Source organism: Streptococcus sp. WM07 (assembly GCF_004570525.1).
Classification (GTDB): domain Bacteria; phylum Bacillota; class Bacilli; order Lactobacillales; family Streptococcaceae; genus Streptococcus.
Window position 1 is genome coordinate 1 of record NZ_SPPZ01000004.1, and the last position, 23,397, is coordinate 23,397.

Annotated in this window: 16 protein-coding genes and 2 pseudogenes; 15 read left to right on the plus strand and 3 right to left on the minus strand. The window is 40.1% G+C overall.

Translation table 11 applies throughout. From position 1 onward, the window contains the following. The 9 genes and pseudogenes from E4T71_RS01235 to E4T71_RS01275 all read left to right on the plus strand — a co-directional run. Positions 1-108, plus strand: a pseudogene (locus E4T71_RS01235) (IS30 family transposase); the annotation flags it as partial. Positions 109-232: 124 nt separating this feature from the next. Next, positions 233-1,588, plus strand: coding sequence for a DUF1958 domain-containing protein (locus E4T71_RS01240; protein ID WP_167758452.1), 1,356 nt, complete (start codon positions 233-235; stop codon positions 1,586-1,588). A 145-nt stretch (positions 1,589-1,733) separates the two neighbouring features. After that, the gene (locus E4T71_RS01245; RefSeq protein WP_306766715.1) at positions 1,734-2,894 is read left to right on the plus strand and encodes an MFS transporter; all 1,161 of its coding nucleotides are present in this window, start codon (positions 1,734-1,736) and stop codon (positions 2,892-2,894) included. A 32-nt stretch (positions 2,895-2,926) separates the two neighbouring features. Further along, positions 2,927-3,889, plus strand: a complete 963-nt coding sequence (locus E4T71_RS01250; RefSeq protein WP_135035653.1) for a competence protein CoiA — start codon at positions 2,927-2,929, stop codon at positions 3,887-3,889. A gap of 228 nt (positions 3,890-4,117) precedes the next feature. Then, a complete protein-coding gene (pepF, locus tag E4T71_RS01255) occupies positions 4,118-5,920 on the plus strand; it encodes an oligoendopeptidase F (RefSeq protein ID WP_135035656.1) in 1,803 nt (600 codons plus the stop codon). After that, positions 5,920-6,639, plus strand: a complete 720-nt coding sequence (locus E4T71_RS01260) for an O-methyltransferase (protein ID WP_135035659.1) — start codon at positions 5,920-5,922, stop codon at positions 6,637-6,639. The genes pepF and E4T71_RS01260 overlap by 1 nt, the downstream gene beginning before the upstream one ends. Positions 6,640-6,706: 67 nt before the next feature. Then, the gene (prsA, locus tag E4T71_RS01265; RefSeq protein ID WP_135035662.1) at positions 6,707-7,642 is read left to right on the plus strand and encodes a peptidylprolyl isomerase PrsA; all 936 of its coding nucleotides are present in this window, start codon (positions 6,707-6,709) and stop codon (positions 7,640-7,642) included. Positions 7,643-7,879: 237 nt separating this feature from the next. Further along, positions 7,880-10,498 carry an alanine--tRNA ligase gene (alaS, locus tag E4T71_RS01270; protein WP_135035665.1) on the plus strand — a complete coding sequence of 873 codons (2,619 nt, stop codon included), beginning with the start codon at positions 7,880-7,882 and terminating at the stop codon, positions 10,496-10,498. 200 nt (positions 10,499-10,698) lie between these two features. Then, positions 10,699-11,412, plus strand: a complete 714-nt coding sequence (locus E4T71_RS01275) for a CPBP family intramembrane glutamic endopeptidase (protein ID WP_135035668.1) — start codon at positions 10,699-10,701, stop codon at positions 11,410-11,412. A gap of 151 nt (positions 11,413-11,563) precedes the next feature. Here E4T71_RS01275 and nrdF read toward each other — a convergent pair whose 3' ends face one another. The 3 genes from nrdF to nrdH form a co-directional block, all read right to left on the minus strand. After that, the gene (gene nrdF / locus E4T71_RS01280) at positions 11,564-12,523 is read right to left on the minus strand and encodes a class 1b ribonucleoside-diphosphate reductase subunit beta (RefSeq protein ID WP_135035671.1); all 960 of its coding nucleotides are present in this window, start codon (positions 12,521-12,523) and stop codon (positions 11,564-11,566) included. 124 nt (positions 12,524-12,647) lie between these two features. After that, complete coding sequence (gene nrdE / locus E4T71_RS01285) at positions 12,648-14,807, minus strand: class 1b ribonucleoside-diphosphate reductase subunit alpha (protein WP_135035674.1); 2,160 nt, start codon at positions 14,805-14,807, stop codon at positions 12,648-12,650. Positions 14,808-14,882: 75 nt separating this feature from the next. Continuing rightward, positions 14,883-15,101 (minus strand): glutaredoxin-like protein NrdH, encoded by a 219-nt coding sequence (gene nrdH / locus E4T71_RS01290; RefSeq protein WP_135035677.1) that lies wholly within the window; start codon positions 15,099-15,101, stop codon positions 14,883-14,885. A gap of 309 nt (positions 15,102-15,410) precedes the next feature. Between nrdH and E4T71_RS01295 the strand changes: the two genes are divergently transcribed. The 6 genes and pseudogenes from E4T71_RS01295 (at position 15,411) to glgA (ending at position 23,320) form a co-directional block, all read left to right on the plus strand. Next, entirely contained in the window at positions 15,411-15,674 is a 264-nt protein-coding gene (locus E4T71_RS01295; RefSeq protein ID WP_135035680.1) for a phosphocarrier protein HPr, read from the plus strand. Between the two features lie 4 nt (positions 15,675-15,678). Continuing rightward, positions 15,679-17,412: a phosphoenolpyruvate--protein phosphotransferase gene (gene ptsP, locus E4T71_RS01300; RefSeq protein ID WP_135035684.1), complete on the plus strand. Its 1,734-nt coding sequence runs from the start codon at positions 15,679-15,681 to the stop codon at positions 17,410-17,412. 210 nt (positions 17,413-17,622) lie between these two features. Then, a pseudogene (gene glgB / locus E4T71_RS01305) lies at positions 17,623-19,494 on the plus strand (1,4-alpha-glucan branching protein GlgB); the annotation flags it as partial. Between the two features lie 130 nt (positions 19,495-19,624). Beyond that, positions 19,625-20,767 carry a glucose-1-phosphate adenylyltransferase gene (locus E4T71_RS01310; RefSeq protein ID WP_135035690.1) on the plus strand — a complete coding sequence of 381 codons (1,143 nt, stop codon included), beginning with the start codon at positions 19,625-19,627 and terminating at the stop codon, positions 20,765-20,767. After that, entirely contained in the window at positions 20,757-21,896 is a 1,140-nt protein-coding gene (glgD, locus tag E4T71_RS01315; protein WP_135035693.1) for a glucose-1-phosphate adenylyltransferase subunit GlgD, read from the plus strand. The genes E4T71_RS01310 and glgD overlap by 11 nt, the downstream gene beginning before the upstream one ends. Then, complete coding sequence (glgA, locus tag E4T71_RS01320) at positions 21,893-23,320, plus strand: glycogen synthase GlgA (protein WP_135035696.1); 1,428 nt, start codon at positions 21,893-21,895, stop codon at positions 23,318-23,320. The genes glgD and glgA overlap by 4 nt, the downstream gene beginning before the upstream one ends. Positions 23,321-23,397: the final 77 nt, after the last annotated feature.

Consider the following 23,397-nt stretch of genomic DNA (forward strand, 5'->3'; position numbering starts at 1 on the left):
AAAGAAACGACCCCAAAAGAGGTAGCCTTTATTGAAAATTGGATAAACAACTATCCTAAAAAATGCTTGGGCTACAAGTCGCCGAAGGAATTTCTTAGCGGTGGCTAACTTCAACTTGAAATTTAGCAAATGTTTGCAAATCAGCTTTCTGAGCCTTTTCATAGACGAGTAGCCTAGTTCGCTGACAGAAAGTATGATAGAATAGAAGAGATTGAAAATAAGGAGATTGATAATGAAAAAGCTTGGAGCCCTCTTACTAGCGGGGTTATTAGTGACGACCCCTCTGGTCGCATCTGCAGATGAGTTGATGGATATCACCCGTCAAATGTATCCTGAAGTGTTGGATATTCACCGACCTAAGTCTTCTATTATAGTAGATGCTAAAACAGGTGATGTTGTGTGGGAAGATAATGCAGATTTATTGCGAGATCCTGCAAGTATGAGTAAATTGATGACGTTATATCTAGTTTTTGAAGCCTTGGACAAGGGAGAAATCTCCAAAGATGATGTTATTACATCCACACCTCGTGAACAGGCTATCGCAGGGCTTTATGCTATTTCAAATAATAAAATCGTAGCTGGAGTTGATTATACAGTTGATGAATTGATTACCATGACAGCCATCCCATCTTCCAATGTGACAACAGTTATGTTGGCAGATTATCTATCAAATGGGGATGCGGATGTTTTCCTCGATAAAATGAACGAGGCATCTCAAAAAATGGGCATGAGTAATACGAAGTGGTACAATGCCAGTGGTGCAGCAGCTGTTTCTTTCAGTGGTTATTATACTCCGCAGCGCTATGACAATACCAAAGAGAATCAGACGACAGCGCGTGATATGGCCATTCTTGGTGTAAACTTTGTGAATAAGTATCCAGATATCTTAAATTACACCAGTGATCCAGTTGTGACCGTTAAAAAAGGAACTCCTTATGAGGAGACGTTTGAAACCTATAATTATTCTGTAGCTGGAGCGTTATATGGGCTAGAGGGTGTCGATGGACTAAAAACAGGATCTAGTCCAGCAGGAGCCTTTAATTATATTGCTACTGGTGAGCGTAAAGGCGAGCGTTTTGTAGAGTTGATTATGGGGGTTGGTGATTGGGTCGACCAAAATGGGGAATACTATCGCCATCCATTCGGAAATGCCCTTCTTGAAAAAGCCTTTAATGATTATGAGTATAAAAAGGTCTTGGATAAAGGTTTGGTAGATGTAGATGGTCAAAAATACAAAGTAGATCAAGATGTCTATGCAACGGTAAAAAAGGGAACGACCCCAAGCATTGAGGTCAAAGATGACCAACTTACAGTTAACAATGGCCTAAATCCGATCACTGAACAATTGGATGTTACTTACAAGGTGACCAAGGATAATTCACTATTTGCCTCTGCACAAAAAGTAGAGAACAAGTCCAAAAGTAAGACAGAAAAGGTCACGGCTATTAGTATCCTGGAACACTATCAATGGTTATTACTCATCCCAATTTTATTTCTTTTAGCTGTGATTATTCTATTGCTTCGCCTGTTCTTTACTAAAAATGGTAAGGGTGAGACAAAGAAGGGCCAAGCAAAACGGAAGAAGTAAAGTAGGATACTTCGTGTAACGGTTGCTAGTCTAGCTTCCATAGTTTAATAGAGTTTTTATAGGGTGGGAATAAGACAATAACTTTTTCAAACATTGTTACTGTCTTATTCCCCTGATTTATGTTTGAAATTGAAAGGAGTTGCGTGTGCAGCGGTCTGCTTCCCTATATTTTCGTTATTTTCTGATGTATACCTTTTTTTATCTTTCTTGGGCTTTATTTTCAGCTATTTTGTCCATTTACATGTTGGATTTAGGGTATTCGGCCAGTCAGGTTTCTTTGGTGGTATCGGTGTCGTTTTTTACCTCTGTCGTATCCCAACCTATTTTGGGCTATTTGAATGATCGCTTAGGGATTAAGCCGGTGACGTTAGCAGGTTTAGGTTTAGCTTTAGCGGGTGGGGTTATTTTTCTACTTTCTAACCATTTGTGGGGGCTTGTTTTAGGATATAGTTTGGCCATTATGATGATTAACGGCATCAATCCCGTTATGGATTTATTGGCTGCTAAATCGCCCTATAAATATGGATCAATTCGTGTCTGGGGGACAATTGGTTATGCAACGGGAACTCAGATGGCGGGTGTTCTCTACCAACTCATTCATCCTCAAGCTATTTATGTGGCTTTTTTGGGAACCATGGTGATTTCAATATTAGGCGTACTTGGCCTTTCGTTTGAGAAAGAAGAAGTAGAAGTTGAGAAGCAACAAGAGGAATCGTTTCTGAATGATGTTCTCAAGAATCGTCCCTATCTTCTTGCCCTACTTATCATTGCCCTCTTTTCAGGTGTAGCCAATGTAGGTCATACCTATATCCCAGCTATGCTAGAAGCTAGCGGTCTATCTGTAAGTCAAGCTTCAACAGTTGTTTCACTAGCTGTTATCTGTGAGGCGCCTTTGATTTTTTATTCCTACTTATTTATGGACCGCTATCCTAGCAAGATTCTAATGTTATTCCCGCTCTTTTTCATGACCTTACAATTTGTCTTTTTTGGTCTAGCTGCTCCCCTAAGTTTTAAGATTTTGGGGACACTCTTAGCTAAACATGCGGCCAATATGACCTTAATCATGCTGACTTTAAAATTGGTCAGTACGTTGGTTGCTCCACGTTTTGTTATGACTGGAATGGCCTTGATTCAGACAGCTAAAAGTCTTCTTTCAATTGTCGTTCAAACCTGGGCAGGCTGGTTAATCGACAGTTCTGGTTATGAACTGATGTCTTGGGTTATGGTTGGACTGTTGCTTTTAGTTCTGTTGATGATTCCCTTTCTTCGTGTGGATGAATCCAAAAGTGAAAAATTATTCTCCTAAATTCGAATAAAGAAGATGAGGAGGAACAAAGAATGTTTCAAGCCCTAGATGCTCAAGGACATCTTCACCACTTATTGACAGATCCTCTCCCTCAGGGAGAGGTATTTTTTTGCCCAGCCTGCCATCAATTGCTTATTCTAAAAAGTGGTCCAAAAGTTCGACCGCATTTTGCTCATCAAGCTGATCAGGCTTGCGACTTTATTAGTTTGAATGAGGGAGCAGAGCACCTAAACCTTAAGGCGAAACTCTTTAGCTGGGCACAGCAAAGTGAGCGTGTTTCAGTTGAAGTAGCAAATTCTGCAGAAGGACTCGTGTCAGACTTACTGCTATCTGACAATTTAGCCTTGGAAGTTCAATGTAGCCCCTTAGGACAAGATGAATTTGAAAAAAGGGACCAAGCTTATCAGCATTTGGGGATTCCAGTAGTGTGGCTATTGGGTTCCAGACATTTTTTAAAACGACGACTAACAGTTTTGCAGAGAAATTCTTTGCAGTTTAGTCCTACTTGTGGTTACTTTTTTTGGAATCTTGATTTGGAGAATGAGATTGTAATCTTGCATTATTTATTGCATCAAGATCTACATGGAGCTTGCCAAGGTTTGGTAAAAACGTTTCCGTTCTTTCGAGAATCACTGAGGGAGGTCTTACGTTGGCCTTATCAGCAAAGACACGTCTTCTCTTTTCAAGGGAAGTTGGATCTCCATTTTCCTAGTTACCTGGCTAGGGAATTGCGTTATCGGAATCCCTATTGGGTTGAGCAACAATTTCAAGCTTATCAGAAGGGAGATAATCTTTTGACCCGTACTTTGGCAGACTGGTATCCGCAAATTTTTCCAGTCAAAGTTAGGAATCGTCACAGACCTCAATCAGCTTGTGAAAGGGAATATGAGGAGCAGTTTATAGCCTTCTATGCTCAAGAAAGGAATATTCACAGTCAGGTATTGTATTCTCCTTTTTATTACCGAATGTGGAAGCGGGAAAATAACAGAGAGTAGTCACTCAGCTGTTATTTATGGGAATCAATAGTAGAGATTGGGTTTAATGATAAGGGATTAAAAATAGAGTTAGCGGATATGGACTGAAATCTGAGTAGGCTTATAACCCTGTATACTCAGAGCAATGGGATGACTGTGTGGGAATGTTGAAGTAAGATTATAAGAATTCTAGTGGGAGAGTACCCTTTTAGAAAACTAGTGATATAATAAGGACATTGGAGGAATCTTATGAGTAAAGAACGTAATGAAATCAATGTAGAATATACCTGGGATTTGACCAGTGTGTTTGCGGATGATCAGGCTTGGCGTGATGAGTTTGTTTCTTTAGAGGCAGATGTGGCCAAGGGGAGTGATTTGGCAGGACATCTTTTGGATTCTGCCCAGAACTTACTCGAGATTACAGAGTTGCAACTGAGCCTTATGCGTCGTTTGGAGAAGTTGTATGTTTATGCTTCAATGAAGCAGGATGAAGATACGCGTGTATCAGCCTATCAAGAACTCTATTCTCAAATTAATGGTCTCTATGCACGTTTTGGACAGACTTTTGCCTTCTATGAGCCAGAATTTATGGCTGTGACAAAAGAGCAGTTGGAGTCGTATATGGCGGAGGAGCCAGGTCTAAATCTTTATCGTCATTATTTTGATCGTTTGCTTTTCCAAAAAGAGCATGTTTTAAGTCCAAAAGAAGAAGCCTTGTTGGCAGGGGCATCTGAAATTTTTGGATCAGCGTCTGAGATGTTCGAGATTTTAGATAATGCCGATATTGTTTTGCCATTTATTGAAGATGAAAACGGTGATGCGGTGCAATTAACTCATGGCAACTACATTCACTTTATGGAATCAGACGACCGGCGCGTGCGTAAGGATGCTTACGAGGCTCTTTATAGTGTTTATGAACAATACCAGCATACTTATGCTAAGACCTTGCAGACCACTGTTAAGGTTCACAATTACCAAGCTCAGGTTCGGAATTACCAATCAGCTCGTCAAGCTGCCTTAGCAGCCAACTTTATTCCAGAGTCTGTTTATGATACTCTGCTGAAGGCTGTCAATCGTCATTTGCCACTATTGCATCGGTATGTTGCGCTTAAGGCTCGAATTTTAGGACTTGACGATATTCGGATGTATGATATTTATACGCCATTAAGTCGCAATAATCTTTCAATTTCTTACGAGGAATCTTTGGAAAAATCCAAAGAGGTTCTTGCGGTTCTCGGAGATGATTACCTATCAAAAGTTAAAGATGCTTTTGACAATCGTTGGATTGATGTTTATGAAAACAAAGGGAAACGATCTGGAGCTTATTCTGGTGGTTCTTATGATACAAAGGCTTACATGCTCTTGAATTGGCAGGATAACTTGGATAATCTTTATACCTTGGTTCACGAAACAGGACATTCTATGCATTCAAGCTATAGTCGTGAAACACAACCGTATGTTTATGGTGATTATTCGATTTTCTTAGCTGAGATTGCTTCCACGACCAATGAGAATATTCTAACTGAGAAATTATTGGCTTCTGTGGAAGACAAGGAAAGCCGTTTTGCCATTTTAAATCATTACTTGGATGGTTTTCGTGGAACTGTCTTCCGTCAAACACAATTTGCGGAATTTGAACAACTGATTCATAAGGCTGATCAAGAAGGACAGGTGCTAACAAGTGACTTCCTGAATCAAACGTATGGAGACTTGAATGCCAAGTATTATGGATTGTCGGTAGAGGAGAATCCACAAATTCAATATGAGTGGGCACGGATTCCACACTTCTACTACAACTATTATGTTTTCCAATATGCGACGGGATTTGCGGCCGCGTCTGCCTTAGCAGATAAGATTGTTCATGGTACAGATGAGGATGGGGAAGCCTATATCAATTATTTGAAAGCGGGCAACTCTGATTATCCATTAGCTGTTATCTCTAAAGCTGGGGTCAACATGGAGGTAGAAGATTATTTAAATGATGCTTTTGCTGTTTTTGAGCGTCGTTTAGATGAGTTGGAAAACTTGGCCCAAGAGTTAGGAGTTTTGTAATGGTTAAGACTTATTCAGAGCACTCCAATCCTAATATGCGACGTCCGGTTGTTCAGCAAGGAATTGTAGAATTTATGAGGCAACAAGATCAGGCCTTACCAACTTTTTTACAAGATCTACAAGCTTTTGCAGCTACTGAGAATATACCGATTATTCCTAAGGAAACAGTGGCTTTCTTCCGCTTCTTTTTACAAGTGCTGGCACCTCAGAAAATTTTAGAAGTAGGAACAGCTATTGGTTTTTCTGCATTGATGATGGCAGAGGCTCTTCCGGAAGCAGAAATAGTAACGATTGACCGCAATCCAGAAATGATTCAGTTAGCGAAAGAGAATTTTGCTCGCTTTGAGGAAGGAAAACAAATTCGCCTCTTGGAAGGAGAAGCTCAGGACATTTTAAAGGATTTGAAGGGGCACACGTTTGATTTTATCTTCGTTGATTCGGCTAAATCTAAGTATGTGGTTTTTTTACCAGATCTTTTGGAATTATTACCCAAAGGAGGAATCTTGATTTTTGACGATGTTTTCCAGGGGGGAGACATTGCCAAGGATTCTGGAGAGATTCGGAGAGGTCAAAGAGCTATTTATCGTGGCTTACACAAACTTTTTGCAGCAGTTGACCAGCATCCTGATTTAATGGTCTCCTATCTTCCATTGGGAGATGGTCTACTTATGGTTAAAAAAGAAGCAGATTCCGTGGAATTTCTCCAAGAAAACCTATAATTAAGGCGCAATTAAGTCAAGATGTGATATACTATTTAAGTTATTGTAAAAAGGAGTAAACCAAAGTATGAAAAAAATCAAAATTGGAGCTATCACGCTCTTGTCTGTGGTAGCTCTTGCAGCCTGCGCACGTGAGACCGATAATAATACGGATGTTATCACCATGAAGGGCAATACCATTACTGTCGCTGAATATTATGATAAGGTTAAAAATAATACTCAGGCTCAACAAGTTCTCTTGACCATGACCATTAATGAAGTCTTCGAAAAAAAATACGGAGATAAGGTCAGTGATGATGAAGTATCTGAAGAATACAACAAGAGCTTGCAAACCTATGGAGATCGTTTCCAACAAGTTTTAGCTCAGGAAGGATTGACCACGGATACTTATCGGGAACAAATTCGGACTAATAAATTGGTTGAATATGCTGTGAATGAAGCATCTAAAAAAGAATTGACCGATGAAAATTACCAAGCTGCTTTTGAAAACTATACACCAGAAGTCACTGCCCAAGTTATTCGTTTGACGGATGAAAGTAAGGCAAAAGAAGTAGCTGAAAAAGCTAAAAAGGGTGAAGATTTTACCCAGCTTGTAAAAGATAATACAGTTGATGAAGACACTAAGGAAAAGGGTGGAGAAGTGAAATTTGATTCTGCTTCAACCTCACTTCCAGAAGATGTTAAAAAAGCTGCTTTTGCTTTGGATAACAATGGTATTTCTGATGTTATTAAGGTGTCAGATACTTCAACCTTGTCTACAAGTTATTATGTCGTTAAGCTAACGAATAAAACCCAGAAAAAAGATAATTGGAAAGATTATCAAAAACAATTGGAAAATATTATCTTAGCTGAAAAACGTACAGACGCTGCCTTTATCCAAAGTGTTATAGCTAAGGAAATGGAAGAAGCTAACATTAAGGTTAAAGATCCAGCCTTCCAAAATGCCTTCTCACAATATATGAATGCAACTGGAGAAGAAGCTAGCAGCTCTGAAGATAAGTAGTTGACAAAAGAGTTACTTAGAGTATAATAAATGTATCAAGAATGGATAATACAGACAACTTAGCAGAGAGGTGGCGGTTGGTGCAAGCTACTAGTTGAGTCTTATCTTGCTACTTGAGAGAGTTTTTGAAGAATTGTAATGAGGATGACAAGTTCATCGAAGGAAGGTGGTACCGCGTTTTGACGCCCTTCGTCGATTGGGCTTGTCTTTTTTGAATGAACTTTAAAGGAGAGAAATATGAAATATATGACTAGTGCTGAGATTCGTAAGATGTGGCTAGACTTTTGGGCATCTAAGGGTCATGCTGTAGAACCTTCAGCGAATTTAGTTCCGGTTAATGATCCAACCTTACTATGGATTAACTCTGGAGTTGCAACCTTGAAGAAATATTTTGATGGTTCGGTTATTCCAGAAAATCCACGAATTACCAATGCTCAGAAATCAATTCGGACGAATGACATTGAGAATGTCGGGAAGACAGCTCGTCACCATACGATGTTTGAAATGCTAGGGAATTTTTCTATTGGAGACTATTTCCGGGATGAAGCGATTACTTGGGCTTGGGAGTTATTGACAAGTCCAGAGTGGTTTGCCTTTCCTAAAGACAAATTATATATGACATACTATCCAGATGATAAAGACTCCTACAATCGTTGGATTGAAGTAGGAGTTGAACCAGATCACTTGGTTCCAATTGAGGATAATTTCTGGGAAATTGGTGCAGGTCCTTCTGGTCCAGATACTGAGATTTTCTTCGATCGGGGTGAAGCTTTTGATCCGGATAAGGTTGGACTTCGTCTTCTAGCGGAAGATATCGAAAATGATCGGTATATTGAAATTTGGAATATTGTTCTATCTCAATTTAATGCGGATCCAAGTGTACCACGAAGTGAATATAAGGAACTTCCTCATAAAAATATTGATACGGGAGCAGGTCTTGAGCGTCTCGTAGCAGTTATGCAAGGGGCTAAAACTAACTTTGAGACAGATTTGTTTATGCCAATCATCAAGGAAGTCGAAGTGCTATCTGGGAAAACCTATGATCCAGAAGGTGAGAATATGAGCTTTAAGGTTATTGCTGATCATATTCGTTCATTGGCATTTGCGATTGGAGATGGAGCTTTACCAGGAAATGAAGGTCGTGGTTATGTACTTCGTCGCTTGCTTCGTCGGGCCGCTCGTCATGGACAAAAATTGGGAATCCATGAACCATTTATGTACCGCTTAGTACCAACAGTGGGGCAAATTATGGAGTCTTATTATCCAGAAGTACTGGAAAAACAAGACTTCATCCAAAAAATTGTTAAAAATGAGGAAGAATCTTTTGCCCGTACTCTGACTGCAGGGCAAAGCTATGCTGATGAAATTGTCGCTGAGATGGAAAAAGCAGGAGAAACCGTTATTTCTGGTCAAGCTGCCTTTAAACTCTATGACACTTATGGTTTCCCAGTAGAATTAACTGAAGAGATCGCAGAGGAACGAGGCTGGACCGTTGATAAGGATGGTTTTGATCAAGAAATGAAGGCCCAACAAGATCGGGCACGAGCTTCTGTGGTTAAAGGTACCTCTATGGGAAGTCAAAATGAGATTTTACAAGCTCTAACGGTTCCAAGTACTTTCTTGTACAATGTTCAAGAAGCTGATGGTCGCTTGCTAGCTTTAGTGCAAGGAGATGTGGAAGTCGATCGTGTTGAGTCTGGTGAAGCTTACCTTATCTTTGATCAAACGCCATTTTATGCAGAAATGGGTGGTCAGGTAGCAGACCATGGTCAAATCCTGGATGAATATGGTCAAGTGCTTGCCCATGTTGTAGATGTACAGAAGGCACCAAATGGTCAGCCGCTTCATAAGGTAGAGGTACTGGTACCACTAACTAAAGATGGAGTGTATCACTTAGTTCTTGATAAGGATCGTCGTCGCCGTGTGATGCAAAACCATACTGCCACACACTTGCTCCATGCAGCCCTTCATGAAGTTCTCGGTAAGCACGCCACTCAAGCAGGTTCTTTGAATGAAAAAGACTTCCTTCGCTTTGACTTTACTCATTTCGAAGCAGTGAAGCCAGAGGAATTGGCGCAAATTGAAGCAGATGTCAATCGTAAAATTAACGAAGCTTTGGCTGTTGAAACGGTAGAAACAGATATCGCTACTGCTAAAGATATGGGAGCGATGGCTCTCTTTGGCGAAAAATATGGCAAAGAAGTACGTGTGGTTTCTATTGGAGATTACTCTGTAGAGCTTTGTGGAGGTACCCACGTTGGTAATACTTCTGAGATCGGTCTTTTCCGAATCCTAAAAGAAGAAGGAATTGGTTCAGGTACTCGTCGTATTGTAGCTGTAACTGGTCGCGAGGCTTATAACTCATACCGTGAAGAAGCTAAACTCCTACAAGATATTGCCCGTCAACTGAAGGCACCGCAGGTAGGAGATGTTCCTGCTAAGGTTGAAGCCTTGCAAGAACAAGCTCGTCAGTTGCAAAAAGAGAATCGGGAATTGAAAGAAAAAGCTGCTGCTGCTGCATCGGGTCAAATTTTCCAAGATGTGGAGGAAGCTAAGGGACTTCGTTATATTGCGAAACAAGTTGAAGTGGATGATGCTGGGGCTCTTCGCACCTTCGCAGATACTTGGAAACAAGGAGATTATTCCGATGTACTTGTTTTGGTTGCTGCAATTGGAGATAAGGTCAATGTCTTGGTAGCGAGTCGTTCCAAAGATGTTCATGCAGGTAACCTTATCAAAGAATTAGCGCCAATCGTAGCTGGTCGTGGTGGTGGAAAACCAGATATGGCCATGGCTGGTGGTAGTGATCAAGCAGCTATTCCGACTCTGTTGCAAGCAGTAGCTGATTTGATGTAAGAGTTTGTTTAAAATAGCTTCAGCCTTTGTAGACAGGTGTTCTCTACTAGGTGACTCGATGTTGGTTGCTGATTAGAAATAGTAGGATAATGCTTAGAGGGTTTGGGGGAATATCCCCAAACCCTCTAGTGGCATCTTGTTTTTCCCGAGAGAATCCGTGTTTTGAGCATTTTGGGATAGTTAAATCTTGAGGTATACTTATGGTTTTGAAATTTTTACAAGCATTGGGTAGAATATTCGTTTGGTTTCTACTTATGTCATTAGTTGGTGTTCTGAATAGTATTCCGATTGCTCTTGGGTTAGTGGGGAAAAATTTACCTGTAGAGCAGCAGTGGAGCTCTACTATTCTCTATTTAATCCTTACCTTTACGGTGATCTATTTCCTAATGAAATGGTACTTTAAACAACCAGATGCAGGATCTAGAGAAGCTCAGTTTGACCGAAAGCAATGGCAATACCTTTTGCTTGGATGGGGAATCATTATGGGTGCCAATCTTATTTTTGGTATTTTCCGGCTACTCTTTGGATTACCGGAAGAAGCAGAAAATCAACAACTTGTTGTTGAAGCTTTAGCGGCTCTCAAAGATCTAGGAGGACCTTATTTTACAGCCTTTATGATTTCTATTGGCATCTTTGCTCCCTTACTAGAAGAAACTGTGTTTCGTGGGCTAGGTTCTAAATTTGTTTTTAGAGGTTGGTCAAATGTCTTAATTGCTTTATTGACTTCTTTAGCTTTTGGTTTGAATCATATGCAAAGTTTGGACTGGTTTGCCCTTTTATCTTATTCGACAATCGGTTATGTCTGTTATAGAGCTTACAGCAGACGGAATAATCTTTGGGATGCGATTTGGCTACATATGTTGAATAATAGTCTTTCTTTAGTGGTGATATTGTTGTTAGGATCATCATCATAAAAAAAGAGGCTGGGCAAAAAGCCTTCGAAATAGAAAACAGCTTAGAATTACGTTATTAAAAACGTTGATTCTAAGCTGTTTTCTATTTATTCAAATTTCAAGCTAAGCCAGAAATTGCTAGTTTTTGCCCAGTCTCTTTTTTCTGGTCTAATTAGAGTCCATAAAGGTAGTCATCGTCTTCCATGGCTTCAACTTCACCAAGGAGGTAACCATTTCCGACTTGACTGAAGAAGTCGTGGTTGGAAGTTCCAGTGGAAATTCCATTCATGATGATGGGGTTGACATCATCAGCTGTATCTGGGAAGAGAGGATCGTGTCCCAAATTCATAAGGGCTTTATTAGCGTTGTATCGGAGGAATACTAGGACTTCCTCAGTCCACCCTACAGTATCATATAAGGAGCGTGTATAGGCTTCTTCATTTTCATAAAGGGTGTAGAGGAGGTCATACATCCAGTTTTTGAAGGTTTCTTGTTCTTCATCTGAGAGCTCTTTAAATCCTAATTGGAATTTGTAACCAATATAGGTTCCATGAACAGACTCATCCCGAATAATCAACTTGATAATTTCTGCAACATTGGCAAGTTTGTTGTTCCCCAAGTAGTAGAGAGGAGTGAAAAATCCTGAATAGAAGAGGAATGTTTCCAAGAAAACACTGGCTACTTTTTTCTCAAGTGCTGTTCCATTTTCATAAATTTTGTTAATGATTTCAGCCTTCTTTTGGAGATAGGGATTTGTGTTAGTCCATTCGAAGATTTCTTCGATTTCAGCCTTTGTATTTAAAGTTGAAAAGATAGAAGAGTAAGACTTGGCGTGAACGGATTCCATAAATTGAATATTGTTATAGACGGCTTCTTCATGAGGAGTCCGAACATCTTGGCGGAGAGCTTCAATACCAGCTTCAGATTGCATGGTATCGAGAAGTGTTAATCCACCAAAGACCTTACCCACCAAGTCTTTTTCTTGGGCAGACAGTTTTCGCCAATCATCCAAATCATTGGAGAGAGGAATCCGAGTGTCCAACCAAAATTGCTCGGTTAATTTTTCCCAAGTTGATTTATCGATAACGTCTTCGATATTGTTCCAGTTTATGGCTTCGTAGTAGGTTTGCATGCTTACTCCTTTTGAAATGATTGATTCAAAAGAAAATCAGTAGCTAGAAAAGTAATCCGATGGTAGGAGAACTGTAGTTCCAGAAAAGAGGATGCAGAGATTTAGCTGTTGATTTTCAATAAGATTAGATAACACAGCTTTCACATTGGTTGGCTCCAACTTCAGCTCCATCATCGGTGAAGGTACGGATATAATAGATGGATTTGATTCCTTTGTTGAAAGCATAGTTTCGTAGAATAGAGAGATCACGAGTAGTTTGTTTGGTTTCTTTTTTCCATTCGTAGAGTCCTTTAGGAATGTCGCTGCGGAGGAAGAGAGTCAAAGAAAGACCTTGGTCGACATGGTCTGTAGCGGCAGCATAGACATCGATGACTTTACGCATATCCATATCATAGGCGCTAGTGTAATAAGGGATGGTATCTGTTGAAAGACCGGCAGCTGGATAGTAAATTTTACCGATTTTCTTTTCCTGACGCTCTTCAACCCGTTGGGTAATAGGATGAATGGATGCAGAAACATCGTTGATATAGGAAATAGAACCATTTGGTGCAACTGCTAATCGATTTTGATGATAGAGTCCATCTTTCATAACAGCCTCTTTCAGAGCTTGCCAGTCTGCTTTACTTGGGATAAAAATATCTTTGAAGAGTTCTTTTACCTTGTCCAATTTTGGTTGGTAGTCTTTTTCCAAATATTTATCGAAGTAACTGCCGTCGGCGTATTTTGATTTTTCAAAATTGGTAAAAACTTGGCCTCGTTCACGGGCAATAACATTGGATTCCACTAAAGTCCAGTAGTTCATTAAGAGGAAGTAGATATTAGTGAATTCTAAGGACTCCTCTGATCCATAATGGATGTGGTTTTGAGCGAGGTAGGAGTGAAGTCCCATAGCTCCAAGTCCAAAAGTATGGGCTTGGCGGTTTCCGTTTAGTACTGACGGCACAGCTTCGATGTTAGAGGAGTCTGTGACAAAAGTGAGTGCACGTGTCATTGTACGGATGGATTTTCCAAAGTTAGGGGAAGCCATCATATTGACCACATTTGTAGAACCGAGGTTACAAGAGACATCCGTTCCTAAGTGAACATAGTTTTGAGCGTCATCAATGAGACTTGGTTCTTGAACTTGGAGAATCTCGGAGCAAAGGTTACTCATAACGATTTTTCCATCTACAGGATTAACCTTATTGGCAGTATCAATGTTAATGACATAAGGATAGCCAGATTCTTGTTGTAGTTTAGAAATTTCAGTTTCTAAATCGCGGGCTTTAATTTTAGTTTTACGAATACGTGGATTTGCGACTAGTTCATCATATTTTTCGGTGATGTCTAGGTAGCTAAAGGGAACTCCATATTCTTTTTCAATCGAGTATGGACTAAAGAGGTACATCTCCTCATTGTTACGAGCTAACTCATAGAATTTATCAGGAACAGTAATTCCTAAGGACAGTGTTTTAACCCGGATTTTTTCATCCGCATTCTCTTTTTTAGTAGAAAGGAATTGAATAATATCTGGGTGGAAGACATTGAGATAGACTGCCCCAGCTCCTTGACGTTGCCCTAACTGATTAGAGTAGGAGAAGCTGTCCTCGAAAAGCTTCATGACAGGTACAACTCCAGAAGCTGCTCCTTCATAACCTTTGATAGGAGCCCCGGCTTCTCGGAGATTGCTGAGGGAGATACCGACTCCACCACCAATACGAGAGAGTTGAAGAGCCGAGTTGATGGCACGACCGATAGAGTTCATATCATCTGTTACTTGAATTAAGAAACAAGAGACTAGCTCTCCTCGGCGGGCCCGACCAGCATTCAGGAAACTTGGTGTAGCAGGTTGATAGCGTTGATGAATGATCTCATTAGCAATATTTTTGGCGATTTCTTCATTTCCATCCGCAAAGTAGAGGGCGTTAAAGAGCACTCGTTCTTCCATTCCTTCTAAGTATTCATTCCCATCGTTACTTTTAAGAGCGTATTGATTGTAGAATTTGTAAGCGGCCATGAAAGATTTGAATTGGAATTTTTGCTCCAAAATAAATTGGTAGAGTTCTTCGATGAAAGCTGGCTGGTATTTTTGAATAAAGAGTTCTTCGAGATAGTTCTCCTGGATAAGGTAGTTAATCTTTTCAGTAATAGAAGAAAACTGTCGGGTATTGGGTAAGACATTCTCTTCAAAGAAGGCTTCCAAAGCTTCTTTATCCTTATGGAGCATAATTTGTCCATTCACTGGACGGTTGATTTCATTATTTAAACGAAAATAAGATACATTTTCTAAATCTTTAAGACCCATGAGGGTTCTCCTTTCAAATGGACAGGTGATTTTATTCAAAACGAGGAGGCAGGGCGCTAGTCCCTGCCTCTATTATTAAGCTAATTCTTTTAGTCGGCCTGGTTGAAATCCAGCAAAGTTTCCCACTGGTGAAACAATGACTGGAGCAGTCGCAAAGCCCATTTGTTTGACTGTATCAATGTGTTCAGGTTCAAGGTCTAGATTTATCTCTTTGTAAGACACATGATGATCATCTAAGAATTTCTTAGTCATGCGGCATTGCATGCAGTTATTTTTTGAATAAACTGTTACCACAAGGGGACCTCCTTCTCATTTTTGAGTATGAAAATAGTATAGGGGAAAGTGGCAGTTTTGTCAATATTTTGTGCTTACTAGCACTCGACATACAACATATGGTGGTCTGTGTTTTTTTGTCTTGATTATATCAAGGATAGCGATTCTTTCTCTATCAAAATCTTGTGTTATCTTTTTCTTTTGAGAGTGAAAAAAGTCGTTTTTTCTGAAAGCGACAATTTTTTCTTGAAAAAAACCAAGACTAGTGATATAATTCTTAATTGTAAGGGTTATCAAAAACCTAAGAATAAATTTAAAAGGAGAGTCACTATGGCTTCTAAAGATTTTCACATTGTAGCAGAAACAGGGATTCACGCACGTCCAGCAACACTTTTAGTGCAAACAGCAAGCAAATTTGCTTCAGATATCACCTTGGATTACAAAGGTAAATCAGTAAACTTGAAATCAATCATGGGTGTTATGAGCCTTGGTGTTGGTCAGGGTGCTGATGTAACAATCTCTGCTGAAGGTGCTGATGCTGACGATGCCATCGCAGCTATCTCAGAAACAATGGAAAAAGAAGGTTTGGCATAAGGAGATGACAAATATGCTTAAAGGAATTGCAGCGTCTGATGGTGTTGCTGTTGCTAAGGCATATCTACTTGTCCAACCAGACTTGTCTTTTGAGACAGTTTCAGTTGAAGATACGAATGCAGAAGAGGCTCGTTTAGATGTGGCTTTAGAGGCTTCTCAAAACGAGCTTTCTTTTATTCGTACGAATGCAGTAGATAGTCTTGGAGAAGAAGCAGCACAAGTTTTTGATGCCCACTTGATGGTATTGGCTGATCCAGAAATGATTGGTCAAATTAAAGAAACCATTCGTGCTAAGAAAGTCAATGCGGAAGCAGGACTAAAAGAAGTGACAGATATGTTCATCACTCTCTTTGAAAACATGGAAGACAATCCATATATGCAAGAGCGTGCTGCAGATATCCGTGATGTAACCAAACGTGTGCTTTCACACTTGTTAGGTGTTCGTTTACCAAATCCAGCGGCTATTGATGAAGAAGCGATTGTGATTGCTCACGATTTGACTCCATCTGATACAGCACAATTGAATAAAGAATTTGTTAAGGCTTTCGTAACGAACATTGGTGGACGTACAAGCCATTCAGCAATCATGGCTCGGACCCTTGAAATTGCAGCGGTACTTGGAACTAATAACATTACTGAAATTGTCAAAGACGGTGATGTATTAGCTGTTAACGGTATCACAGGTGAAGTGGTGATTAATCCCTCAGAAGAAGTTATTGCTGAATTCGAAGCAGCTGGCCGTGCTTATGCAGAACAAAAAGCAGAATGGGCTCTTTTGAAAGATGCTCAGACTGTGACAGCTGATGGCAAACACTTTGAACTAGCAGCCAATATCGGTACTCCGAAAGATGTTGAAGGGGTTAATGATAATGGTGCGGAAGCTGTTGGTCTTTATCGGACTGAGTTTCTTTACATGGACTCACAAGACTTCCCAACAGAAGATGAGCAATATGAAGCTTATAAAGCTGTTTTGGAAGGTATGAACGGAAAACCAGTTGTGGTTCGGACAATGGATATCGGTGGAGATAAAGAACTTCCTTACTTCGATCTTCCAAATGAAATGAATCCATTCCTTGGTTTCCGTGCTCTACGTATTTCCATTTCAGAAACTGGAAATCAAATGTTCCGTACACAATTGCGGGCTCTTCTTCGTTCATCTGTTCATGGTAAATTACGGATTATGTTCCCGATGGTGGCTCTTCTTTCTGAATTCCGTGCTGCAAAAGCAATCTTGGATGAGGAAAAAGCAAACTTGTTGGCAGAGGGTGTAGCAGTAGCTGATGATATTCAAGTCGGAATTATGATTGAAATTCCTGCGGCAGCCATGATTGCAGATCAATTTGCTAAGGAAGTTGATTTCTTCTCTATTGGAACGAATGACCTTATCCAATATACGATGGCGGCAGACCGCATGAATGAACAAGTTTCTTACTTGTATCAACCATACAACCCATCAATTCTTCGTTTGATTAATAACGTCATTAAAGCAGCTCATGCCGAAGGTAAGTGGGCTGGTATGTGTGGAGAAATGGCTGGAGATCAACAAGCTGTTCCTCTTCTTGTAGGAATGGGCTTGGATGAGTTTTCGATGAGTGCGACTTCTGTGCTTCGTACGCGTAGTCTTATGAAGAAATTGGACACTGCTAAAATGCAAGAAATGGCTAACCGTGCTTTGACAGAGTGTGGTACAGCTGAAGAAGTTCTTGAGCTTCAAAAAGAATACGTCGATTTTGACTAACTAACTCTAATATTGAAACTGGACCTTGGTTTTTCCTTGGTCCAGTTTTTCTTTACTTTTCCTTTTTGAAAACAGGAAAATGACAGTTGATTATTTTCAGACAAATGTTTTGTTTTTCCTAAAATTATTGTATAATAACTTGAGAAATCATTTAAAATATAGTAGAATATTGTTATAAAAAAGCGCTTACAAGACGGAGAGGGTGGTCGTATGGATTATCGTGAAGCTATGTGGACTTTTGGGATTGGGGAGAACTACAATCTTCAAGACTACCTGGGTGTTCATCGTGAAAATGATGGCTATAGCTTTCGGGTTTGGGCGCCAAATGCCCAAGGGGTATATGTCATTGGAGACTTTACGAATTGGCAAGAAAATCGAATTCCCATGGTCAAGAATGAAGCTGGGGTTTGGGAAGCTTGGACTAATCTTGCTCAGGAAGGGAGTCTCTATAAATTTCAAGTAGAACGACTAGGCGGGCAAGTGGTGGATAAAATTGACCCTATGGCCCGTGTTTTTGAAAAGCGACCAGGAACAAGCGCAAGGATTTATACCATGCCAGAAAAAGAATGGCATGATCAGGATTGGTTGGAGCAGCGGAAGGCGATGGGCTTCAAGGGTAGACCAGTTTCTATTTATGAAGTGCATGCAGGTTCTTGGAGAAAGCATTTAGATGGAGAGCCGTATACCTTTAAGGATTTACAGCAAGAACTGATTCCTTATCTGAAGGAGATGAATTATACTCATGTTGAGTTTATGCCCTTGATGACACATCCTTTAGCGGAGAGTTGGGGATACCAATTGATGGGATATTTTGGGTTGGATCAGTCTTATGGAACACCTGAGGAGTTTCGAGACTTTGTAGAAGCCTGTCACTTGGAAGATATTGGGGTAATTGTTGACTGGGTTCCCGGTCACTTCACGATTAACGATGATGCTCTGGCTTATTATGATGGAACCCCCACTTATGAATATCAAGATTATCATCGAGCGCACAATTATGGATGGGGAGCTCTTAACTTTGATTTAGGGAAGCCCCACGTTCAGTCTTTCTTGATTTCTAGTATTAACTATTGGGTTCAGACTTTCCACTTAGATGGTGTCAGGGTAGATGCGGTTAGCAATATGCTTTACTTGGATTATGATCAAGGCCCATGGACACAGAATGAGGATGGTGGCAATCTTAATTATCAAGGATTTCACTTTCTCAAGAAATTAAATGCCATCATGAAGAAATATCATCCAGAAGTTATGATGATTGCAGAAGAAGCAACCAGCTATACTCAGATTACTGGCGCTGGAGAGGAGTCCCTTGGTTTTGACTACAAGTGGAACATGGGCTGGATGAATGATATTTTACGTTTCTATGAAATGGATCCCATTTATCGGAAATATGAATTCAATCTCGTGACCTTTAGTTTCATGTATGTATTTAAGGAAAATTATATCTTACCGTTCTCTCATGATGAAGTCGTTCATGGGAAAAAGAGCCTTATGCATAAAATGTGGGGGGATCGTTACAATCAATTTGCCAGTCTAAGGAATCTTTATACATATCAAATGTGTCATCCGGGTAAGAAGCTTTTATTTATGGGAAGTGAGTGGGGACAGTTCTTGGAGTGGAAATCGCAAGAACCTCTGGAGTGGCATGATTTAGAAGATGATTTGAATGGTCGCATGCAAAAATTCACAGTAGAACTCAATCGTCTCTACAAGAACGAATTTGTTCTTTGGGATATTGATGATTCTTATGATGGCATTGAGATTATTGATGCAGATAATAAAGATGAGACTGTTTTAAGTTTTATTCGTAAGAACAATGAAGGTTCAGAATTAATCTGTGTGTTCAATATGGCACCAGTTGAACGGCAAAACTTTACTATTGGTGTTTCCAATCCAGGTCTCTACCAGGAAATTTGGAATACAGAACTCCAAGAATGGGGTGGTTCTTGGTTAGAGCATCATCCAGATATAGCTACGAAAGCTGGTAAATGGAAGAACTATAAGCAGACTTTGAGTTTTACATTACCAGCTATGGGAGCTATCATTTGGAAAATGAAAGCCAAATTTGAAGAAGAAAAGGAGCTTGTGTCGGATTGGAGTGAATCAGAACTTCTTTCGGAGGAACTATTGATTGATGGATCGTCAGAAAGTGAAGTAGATTCAGAAGTTTTTGTGGAATCGTCTGAGATAATCGAATAAGGAGGAAACCTAAATGAGAGATGAAATGTTGGCCTTGATTTTGGCTGGAGGACAAGGAACACGTTTGGGGAAATTAACAAAAAATATCGCCAAACCAGCTGTTGAGTTCGGTGGTCGTTATCGTATTATTGATTTTGCTCTTTCAAACTGTGCTAATTCGGGTATTCAGAATGTCGGGGTTATTACCCAGTATCAACCTCTAGCCTTGAATACCCATATCGGGAATGGTTCAAGTTGGGGGCTAGATGGTATTAACACAGGAGTGAGCATTCTCCAACCTTATTCAGCTAGTGAAGGAAATCGTTGGTTTGAAGGAACCAGTCATGCTATCTATCAAAATATTGATTATATCGATAGTATTGATCCAGAATATGTCTTGATTCTTTCAGGGGATCATATCTACAAGATGGATTATGACAAGATGCTGCAAGCCCATAAAGATAACAATGCTAGTCTAACGGTTGCAGTCTTAAATGTTCCTCTTAAAGAGGCTAGTCGTTTCGGAATCATGAACACGGATTCCAATAATCGAATTATTGAATTTGAAGAAAAACCCGAGAATCCAAAAACTACCAAAGCTTCTATGGGAATCTATATTTTCAACTGGAAACGTCTCCGTAATATTTTAGTAGCTGCGGAAAAAGGTTCTGTTGAAATGTCTGATTTCGGAAGTAATGTGATTCCTGCCTACCTTGAGTCTGGAGAAAGCGTCTATGCTTATGAATTTGAAGGCTACTGGAAAGACGTAGGTACCATTGATTCTCTATGGGAGGCAAATATGGAATACATTTCGCCAGAAAATGCCTTGGATAGTCGTAATCGTCAATGGAAAATTTATTCTAAAAACTTAATTTCCCCACCAAACTTTATTGGAGAACATGGTTCAGTTGAAGATTCTTTGATTGTTGATGGCTGTCATGTGGATGGTCAGGTGAAACATTCCATTCTCTCAACCAATGCTCAGGTAAAAACTGGAGCTGTGGTTGAAGACTCCGTGATTATGAGTGGTGCAATTATTGGTGCTGGTGCAGTTATTAAAAAAGCTATTATCGGTGAAGGAGCTGTGATTAGTGAAGGCGTCGAAATTGATGGTAGTGAAGAAATTAAAGTTGTTGGTTATAACGAAGTAGTGGGGGTACCAAAGGATGAAGATTGATAAATATTCAGCAATTCTAGTAAACACAGTTGGCCGTCATGATATGGGAAAGTTGACTGAAAACCGTCCTTTAGCTACGCTACCATTTGGCGGAAAATACCGTCTGATTGATTTTCCGCTATCAAGTTTAGCCAATGCAGGGGTTCGAAGTGTCTACGGGATTTTCCAAGAAGAAAATATTTCATCAGTGTTTGACCATATTCGCTCGGGTCGTGAGTGGGGATTGTCGACTCTTTTAAGTCATTATTACTTGGGGCTTTATACGACGGATGCTGATTCCGATTATGTTAAATCTGAGTACTATGACCAGTTGTTGACTTATCTTCGCCGGTCAGGTAGTGATGTCACTGTTATTTTGAACAGTGATGTGCTTCTTAGCATGGATCTCCGTCAAGTTTTCCATTTGCATCAAGCAACCAAGCGAGAAATGACGGTTATCTACAAAAAACTCCCTGCTAAAGATATCGCAGATAATAATGCAATTTTGAGGATTTCAAGTCAAGATACTGTCACAGATCATGAGTTGTTTGAAGATAGCCTCCCACAAGAAGTCTATAATATGTCAACGGACATCTTCTTGGTCGATACAGACCTGCTTATTTCTGCTATTGAGAAAGAACTGGAAGAAGCGAAACCACGTAAGATTCGTTATTTGCTACGTGATTTTGCTAAAGAGATTGGAGCCTTTGCCTACGAATATACAGGGCATGTATCCAATATTTATTCAGTAGAGTCCTACTATCGGGCTAATCTAGATATGATTGACCAGCAAAAATTCAATTCTCTTTTCAGCCCAAATCAAAAGGTCTATACAAAGGTGAAAAATGAAGAGCCTACCTATTATGCTCCAGGCTCTAAAGTGTCCTTGTCTCAATTTGCATCTGGAAGTATCATTAAAGGATCGGTTGAGGAGTCTATTCTTTCACGGAACAATCGTATTGAAGCTGGGGCTCTTGTTAAAGATAGTCTTCTTTTCCCACGAGTTGTTGTTGGTGAAGGAGCACGAGTTGAGTATGCTATTGTCGATAAAGAAGCCAAAATTGCACCTGGTGTAACGGTTAAAGGTCGTAAGGAGCATCCAATCGTGATTGAAAAAGGTCAAGAAATTACAGAGGATATTATTAGATGAGAATTTTAGTCGTAGCAGCAGAAGGTGCTCCATTTTCTAAAACGGGTGGTTTGGGAGACGTTATTGGTGCTCTTCCGAAATCCCTTGTTAAAAAAGGGCACGAAGTCCGAGTCGTTCTTCCATACTATGACAGCGTGGACGCTAAGTTTGGTGATCAAGTAGAGGATCTTGGTTTCTTTGAAATCTCTCTTGGGTGGCGCCGTCAATATGTTGGCGTGAAATATTTGGTTTGGGATGGAGTTCCTACTTATTTCATTGATAATCAATATTATTTCTTCCGTGGTCATGTTTATGGTGATTTGGATGATGGTGAGCGTTTTGCCTTTTTCCAAATGGCAACACTAGAATTGATGGAGAAGATTGATTTTATTCCTGAAATTCTCCATGTACATGATTACCATACAGCCATGATGCCCTTCCTTCTACGGACTAAATATGCTTGGATTGAGGCTTATCGTGGGATTAAGACTGTTCTCACCATCCATAACTTGGAGTTTCAAGGTCAATTTAATCCAGCGATGCTCAGTGACTTATTTGGAATGGGCATGGAAGATTTTTGGAATGGAGCGGTGCGTTGGGGACAAGATTTGAACTGGATGAAAGCAGGTATCACTTTTGCTGATCGTGTCACAACTGTGTCTCCATCCTATGCTCACGAAATTCAAACTCCTGAGTTTGGCTGTGGCTTAGATTCTTTGCTTCGTAATGAAAGCTGGAAACTCTTTGGGTTTGTGAATGGCATTGACACAGATCTCTATAATCCAGAAACCGATACCTACTTACATCATCATTTCAGTGCCGCTGATTTAGCTGGTAAGGCTGCTAATAAAGCTGCTCTTCAAGCTCGTTTTGGCTTACCTCAACGACCAGAAGTGCCATTGATTGGGATGGTTTCTCGTTTGACCTATCAAAAAGGGTTCGATGTAGTGGTTGAAGAATTGCATCAGATTCTTCAGCGTGATGTGCAAGTGATTGTTCTAGGAACAGGAGACCCAAATTTTGAACAAGCCTTTTCTTGGTTTGGTCAGCATTATCCAGAGAAAATGGTTGCTGCGATGACTTTTGATCCAGGCTTAGCTCAAGAAATTTATGCAGCTAGCGATATGTTCCTAATGCCAAGTCGCTTTGAGCCTTGTGGACTGTCACAAATGATGGCTATGCGTTATGGAGCACTTCCAATTGTCCATGAGGTTGGTGGTTTGCGAGATACTGTCACAGCCTACAATCCAGTTACTAGCTCTGGAACTGGATTCTCCTTTAACAATCTCAGTGGTTATTGGTTGACTTGGACGATTGATCAGGCTATTTACCTGTATTGGAATCAAAAAGAAGTGTGGCATAACCTAATCCAAGAAGCGATGCATCGTGATTTTTCATGGGAAGCTGCAAGCCAATCTTATAGTGATTTGTACCATTGGATGTAGGAAGGTGAAAAGAGGTCAGATAGACCTCTTTTTTCTTGAAAAAATCTTGAAAAAATCAAGCGTTTTCTTCTTGTGAA

Excerpts from the sequence above, each read along its gene's own strand:
- E4T71_RS01240 (WP_167758452.1), top strand. The coding sequence starts at position 233 with ATGAAAAAGCTTGGAGCCCTCTTACTAGCGGGGTTATTAGTGACGACC.
- E4T71_RS01250 (WP_135035653.1), top strand. The coding sequence starts at position 2,927 with ATGTTTCAAGCCCTAGATGCTCAAGGACATCTTCACCACTTATTGACA.
- pepF (WP_135035656.1), top strand. The coding sequence starts at position 4,118 with ATGAGTAAAGAACGTAATGAAATCAATGTAGAATATACCTGGGATTTG.
- E4T71_RS01260 (WP_135035659.1), top strand. The coding sequence starts at position 5,920 with ATGGTTAAGACTTATTCAGAGCACTCCAATCCTAATATGCGACGTCCG.
- prsA (WP_135035662.1), top strand. The coding sequence starts at position 6,707 with ATGAAAAAAATCAAAATTGGAGCTATCACGCTCTTGTCTGTGGTAGCT.
- alaS (WP_135035665.1), top strand. The coding sequence starts at position 7,880 with ATGAAATATATGACTAGTGCTGAGATTCGTAAGATGTGGCTAGACTTT.
- E4T71_RS01275 (WP_135035668.1), top strand. The coding sequence starts at position 10,699 with ATGGTTTTGAAATTTTTACAAGCATTGGGTAGAATATTCGTTTGGTTT.
- nrdF (WP_135035671.1), bottom strand. The coding sequence starts at position 12,523 with ATGCAAACCTACTACGAAGCCATAAACTGGAACAATATCGAAGACGTT.
- nrdE (WP_135035674.1), bottom strand. The coding sequence starts at position 14,807 with ATGGGTCTTAAAGATTTAGAAAATGTATCTTATTTTCGTTTAAATAAT.
- E4T71_RS01295 (WP_135035680.1), top strand. The coding sequence starts at position 15,411 with ATGGCTTCTAAAGATTTTCACATTGTAGCAGAAACAGGGATTCACGCA.
- ptsP (WP_135035684.1), top strand. The coding sequence starts at position 15,679 with ATGACAAATATGCTTAAAGGAATTGCAGCGTCTGATGGTGTTGCTGTT.
- E4T71_RS01310 (WP_135035690.1), top strand. The coding sequence starts at position 19,625 with ATGAGAGATGAAATGTTGGCCTTGATTTTGGCTGGAGGACAAGGAACA.
- glgD (WP_135035693.1), top strand. The coding sequence starts at position 20,757 with ATGAAGATTGATAAATATTCAGCAATTCTAGTAAACACAGTTGGCCGT.
- glgA (WP_135035696.1), top strand. The coding sequence starts at position 21,893 with ATGAGAATTTTAGTCGTAGCAGCAGAAGGTGCTCCATTTTCTAAAACG.